Origin of the sequence: Methanomethylovorans sp. (genome assembly GCF_050177135.1) — an archaeon.
Lineage (GTDB): Archaea > Halobacteriota > Methanosarcinia > Methanosarcinales > Methanosarcinaceae > Methanomethylovorans.
The window spans coordinates 1-4873 of record NZ_JBFXHJ010000151.1 but is presented as its reverse complement, the minus strand read 5'-3'; the positions used below and the strand labels follow the sequence as shown (position 1 = coordinate 4873).

Sequence of the window (4873 nt, the reverse complement as noted above, 5' to 3'; positions counted from 1 at the left end):
GTGGAGCCTGCGGAAAAGCCCAAGTCTGCACGCATCATCAGGAAGGTCATGGACAAGCAGCAGCTTACCAAGGACGAGATCTACGAGCTTGTGAAGGACATCGTGGAAGAGAACCTGACAGATATAGAGATCTCAGCTTTCCTGACAGCTTCTTACATCCACGATATGACCGAGGAAGAGACCGAGTGGCTGACCCGTGCCATGGTGGACTCCGGAGAGAAGATACAGTTCGACATGCACCCTATCATGGACAAGCACTCTATCGGAGGTGTGCCAGGCAACAAGATCACCCTGCTCATAGTGCCCATAGTGGCAGCCAATGGCCTGCTCATACCAAAGACCAGCTCCAGGGCAATAACAGGGGCAGGGGGTACTGCAGACCTCATGCAGGTGCTCGCACCTGTGGAATTCACAGCCGCCCAGATCAAGGAAATGACGCAGAAGGTCGGTGCGGTCATAGTGTGGGGAGGAGCTACCAACATAGCCCCTGCTGATGACAAGCTTATCAAGGTGGAATATCCGCTCTCCATAGATCCGCACTGCCAGTTGCTTGCATCCATCATGGCAAAGAAGAGCGCTGTGGGAGCAGACAAAGTAGTTATAGACATACCCATGGGCTCCGGTACCAAGATACCTGATATGAAAACAGGGCGGAAGCTGGCCAGGGATCTCATAAACCTCGGAGAGCGTCTGGGAATGGATGTTGATTGTGCCCTTACCTATGGTTCATCTCCTGTAGGACGGACCATTGGTCCTGCCCTTGAGGTCAGGGAGGCTCTTACAGTACTGGAAAGCATGGAAGGCCCTAACAGCCTTATTGAGAAAAGTGTTGGCCTTGCAGGTATGCTTCTGGAGATGGGAGGTGTCGCAGCCAAGGGGCAGGGACGCGATCTGGCACTTGAGACCCTCAAAAATGGCAAAGCTCTGGCCAAGCTCAAGGAAATAATAGCCATACAGGGTGGAGATCCCAACGTTACCAGTAACGATATACAGATCGGTGAATTCAGTGCACAGATAAAAGCTCCCAGCAATGGATATATCATTGAGTTCCGCAACAAGCGCATTGTACAGATAGCAAGGCTGGCGGGTGCACCCAACGACAAAGGCGCTGGTGTGTATATCCACAGGAAACTTGGCGAATCCGTACAGCAGGGTGAACCCGTTATAACCATCTATGCAGAAAAAGAGGCAAAACTGCAGGCAGCTCTCAAGAGTGCCAGACAGGACCCGCCCTTGATAGTAGAAGGCATGCTCATTGAAAGGGTGACCGATATCCGCGAGGTTTAACGGGTACAGTGAACATCATGCGAAGAATAGTGATCTTACGTCTCGGACACAGGGCCTTCAGGGACAAGCGCATAACCACGCATGTAGGGCTGACAGCCCGGGCCCTTGGTGCCGAAGGTATGCTGCTCGCCTCTGATGACCCCAGCATCAAGCAGAACATCGAGGACGTGGCCACCCGCTGGGGAGGTAACTTTTACGTTACCAACGACGTGAACTGGAAGCATGAGGTCAGGGAATGGAAAGACGCAGGCGGGAAGGTCTGCCATCTTTCTATGTACGGCATAAATCTTCCGGATGCTGTGGACGAGATCAGGCAATGTGAGCAGCTCATGATAGTGGTGGGTGCAGAAAAGGTCCCATCCGAAATATACGACCTCGCAGACTGGAACATTGCAGTAGGTAACCAGCCTCATTCTGAAGTTGCAGCTATTGCCATAACCATGGATCGCATAGCTGTAACTGATCCTCTGAAAAATTCATTGCCAGGAGGACAACTGTCCATAGTGCCTATGGAACGGGGGAAAAAGGTCATCGAAAGACAATGATCATCTGTTCTTTTTTACAAGAACCCGCAAAAGAAAAAGCACATTGGGAAAAAGTTAGGAGATGCAACAACTGTTGCATCCTTTATTATTTAGAATTGCTTATTGAAAACAATGGACTTTAACATCATCTGTTTCAGATGGTCTCGTTCAAAGTTTCGTTGACAGCTGCTACGGTTTCGTTCAGGACTTCTCCTGCTGTTTCCTCTACCCCGACCACTGCAGGATATGCTGTTTCATTCATGACCTCTTCAGTAGCATTTACGGTTTCGTTTACGGTTTCTTCAACCTGTTCGGTAGCTTTGTCTGCACATCCGGAAATGGCCACTAAGCCCATAACCAGAAGTCCCAGTATTAAAAAGTTAAGCATTTTCTTCAACGTAATCACCTAGCCTGTTATTGTACCCATATATGTGAAACGCCAATATCGGACCACTAAGTTTAGTACCGGTGTGGGACTTGGTATTTGAACCCATTGGTCGCAATTCGGACATTTTACTATTTATTAACTATATGGTATATATCACTATATAGTAGGTGAATAGCATAATATCTATGCGTTATAAATCTTTCGGTTTTTTACTGGGATCGATAATTACGTAGTCGGATGACCCGTATAATATTCCATTAGAGTAAAAAAATAATAATCTATTATGCAATTGTGCATCCAAGGTAGGAATAAGAATTTATTGGTCTTCTATTTTCATGTGTTTCATTTAACAATAATTTATAATATCTCACAAGATATGAGAAATTCTAAATATTGTGCTAAACCAGTGCACAGGCATGCAAGATATCCCTGTAAGTGATCTTATCATCCTCAGTGCTGATCTCGAAGATATGCCTTTGGTGTTAGAATTTGTAAAAGGGATCGTAGAATATGAACTTCAAAAAGCTTTCTTTGGGGAAAGGCCATATGCTGAAGCCCTTATAGTTGAGCCTGATAGCGTACCAGGGGGTTTTGTGGTTTTTTCCACAACTTTTCGACATTCGTGCGAAAACCCGGATTATATCCGGAAGACATATATGTGCTTCCCGAGCACCGTGGCAAAGGGATTGGAGCTGCTTTGTTCACGAAATGCGTCTGCATAGCCAAAGAACTCGATTGCGGGCGGATGGAATGTAGTGCCTTGCATTGGAACCCTGCATATAAGCTCTACGAAAGGTTCGGTGCTCAGGCCCTTGAAGACTGGATAATATACCGCATGGATGAGAGGATGATCTCAGATACGATATTTTAAAACACCTAAGGAACTAAAGCACCTTGCTCAAAAACGCAATGGTCCTTTCATTCCTTGCATGGCTGAATATATCCTGTGGTGTTCCTTCCTCTACTATCATGCCATCATCAATGAAAAGCACTCTGTCACTGACTTCCCGCGCAAATCCCATTTCATGGGTGACCACTACCATCGTCATCCCCATCTTTGCCAGGTCGTTCATCACATTCAGTACCTCTCCTACCATTTCAGGATCAAGGGCCGAGGTAGGTTCATCAAAAAGCATGACCTTCGGACGCATGGCCAACGCACGTGCTATTGCCACTCGCTGTTTTTGCCCGCCGGAAAGAGCGGCAGGATACACATGTGCCTTATCTCCCAGCCCAACCTTGCGCAACATTTCCAGTGCCCTTTTTTCGGCTTCTTCCTTTGGGACTTTCCTTACTTTGATAAGAGCAAGTGATACATTCTCCAGAGTTGTTTTATGAGGGAAGAGATTGAAATGCTGGAATACCATGCCTACCTCTTCCCGGATCTTATTGATATCAATACGAGGGTCTGTTATTTTTTGCCCATCGATCCAGATGTTTCCTGAAGTGGGTCTTTCCAGAAGGTTGATACAGCGCAGGAACGTACTTTTTCCGGAGCCTGAGGGGCCTATAACACAGAACACTTCACTTTCCTTCACTTTAACTGATATACCTTTGAGAACCTGCAGGTCTCCAAAGCTCTTATACAGGTCCTTAATCTCTATCACTTACACCAAGCCTCCTTTCAGAATATGCAACCAGCCTGGATATTACAATGGTCATTACAAGATACATAAGGGCTACAGCTATATACACAGGGAAAGATGCAAAGGTCCTCGAAATATAAAGCTGGCCGTTCTTTAGCAGTTCATGCACCCCGATGACAGCCAGAAGGGAAGAGTCTTTCAACAAAGCTATAAATTCGTTACCCAGGGGTGGTATTATCCTTCTGAAAGCCTGGGGGAGGATGATCTCTTTCATAGCTATTGTTTCTGTCATACCTAAAGAGCGAGCAGCTTCCATCTGTCCTTTATCGATGGACTGGATACCTGCACGCACGATCTCTGCAATGTAAGCTCCACTGTTTATGCTGCAAACAATGACACCAGCAAGAATAGGGTCTATTGATAGTGGTCTGCCCGTTACATTTGAAAAAAGACCCGGGATACCATAGTAAAAAAGCAGTATCTGCACCAGAAGTGGCGTTCCCCTTATGAAGTCCACATAGGCAATGGAAGGATAGCGGAAAATTTTTTTTCGGGATAATTTTCCAAGTCCTGATATTGTTCCAAGGATAAGGCCAAAGAACACCCCCAGGCTTGTGACCTCTATGGTCACCATCGATCCCAAAAGAAGATCAGGGAAAACTTTGACGATGTGATCTATATATGTATCCAGGAGAGACAACTTCACTACCTCATGGTGGATTGGAGAATAGTTGAAAAACTCTATTTATAGCTTTATAGCCAACACATGGACGAAATATAAACATGGCGATAAGTTCGCTCTTATGGGAAGTGAACTACGTCAGACCAAAAATTATTGCATGCAACATTTGTTGCATGCCACTACGAATTTCAGAAGTATTTTGCCATTATCTGATCGTAGGTTCCATCTTCCTTGACGTTTGCAAGACCCTGGTTCAGCATAGTAAGGAGCTCAGTGTTCCCGCTCTTTACAGCGAACCCGTATGAATCACTCGTTATTTCATCATCCACGATCTTTATGACACCTGGGTTCTGGCTCATGAAAGCCTGAGTTACCGGCAGGTCATTTATTGTGAAGTCTGCACGAC

8 protein-coding genes are annotated in these 4873 nt (G+C 46.0%); 4 read left to right on the top strand and 4 right to left on the bottom strand.

Going from position 1 to position 4873, the window contains the following annotated elements; genetic code table 11:
* A partial coding sequence (locus AB7U21_RS10270) for an AMP phosphorylase (RefSeq protein WP_428388804.1) occupies window positions 1–1287 on the top strand: 1287 nt, incomplete at its 5' end.
* Between the two features lie 17 nt (window positions 1288–1304).
* Entirely contained in the window at window positions 1305–1832 is a 528-nt protein-coding gene (locus AB7U21_RS10265) for a tRNA (cytidine(56)-2'-O)-methyltransferase (RefSeq protein ID WP_333787953.1), read from the top strand.
* A 133-nt stretch (window positions 1833–1965) separates the two neighbouring features.
* On the opposite strand, the gene AB7U21_RS10260 is transcribed toward AB7U21_RS10265, so the two are convergent.
* Entirely contained in the window at window positions 1966–2208 is a 243-nt protein-coding gene (locus AB7U21_RS10260; RefSeq protein ID WP_428388802.1) for a hypothetical protein, read from the bottom strand.
* Between the two features lie 407 nt (window positions 2209–2615).
* On the opposite strand from AB7U21_RS10260, the gene AB7U21_RS10255 reads away from it, so the two are divergent.
* Window positions 2616–2921, top strand: coding sequence for a hypothetical protein (locus AB7U21_RS10255; protein WP_428388806.1), 306 nt, complete (start codon window positions 2616–2618; stop codon window positions 2919–2921).
* Window positions 2822–3070, top strand: coding sequence for a GNAT family N-acetyltransferase (locus tag AB7U21_RS10250; RefSeq protein ID WP_428388800.1), 249 nt, complete (start codon window positions 2822–2824; stop codon window positions 3068–3070). Before AB7U21_RS10255 ends, AB7U21_RS10250 begins: the two co-directional genes overlap by 100 nt.
* Window positions 3071–3083: 13 nt before the next feature.
* Here AB7U21_RS10250 and AB7U21_RS10245 read toward each other — a convergent pair whose 3' ends face one another.
* From AB7U21_RS10245 to AB7U21_RS10235, 3 genes are all read right to left on the bottom strand, one after another.
* Window positions 3084–3806 (bottom strand): amino acid ABC transporter ATP-binding protein, encoded by a 723-nt coding sequence (locus tag AB7U21_RS10245; protein ID WP_428388798.1) that lies wholly within the window; start codon window positions 3804–3806, stop codon window positions 3084–3086.
* Complete coding sequence (locus AB7U21_RS10240; protein ID WP_333787956.1) at window positions 3793–4485, bottom strand: amino acid ABC transporter permease; 693 nt, start codon at window positions 4483–4485, stop codon at window positions 3793–3795. The genes AB7U21_RS10245 and AB7U21_RS10240 overlap by 14 nt, the downstream gene beginning before the upstream one ends.
* Window positions 4486–4655: 170 nt before the next feature.
* A partial coding sequence (locus tag AB7U21_RS10235; protein WP_428388796.1) for a transporter substrate-binding domain-containing protein occupies window positions 4656–4873 on the bottom strand: 218 nt, incomplete at its 5' end.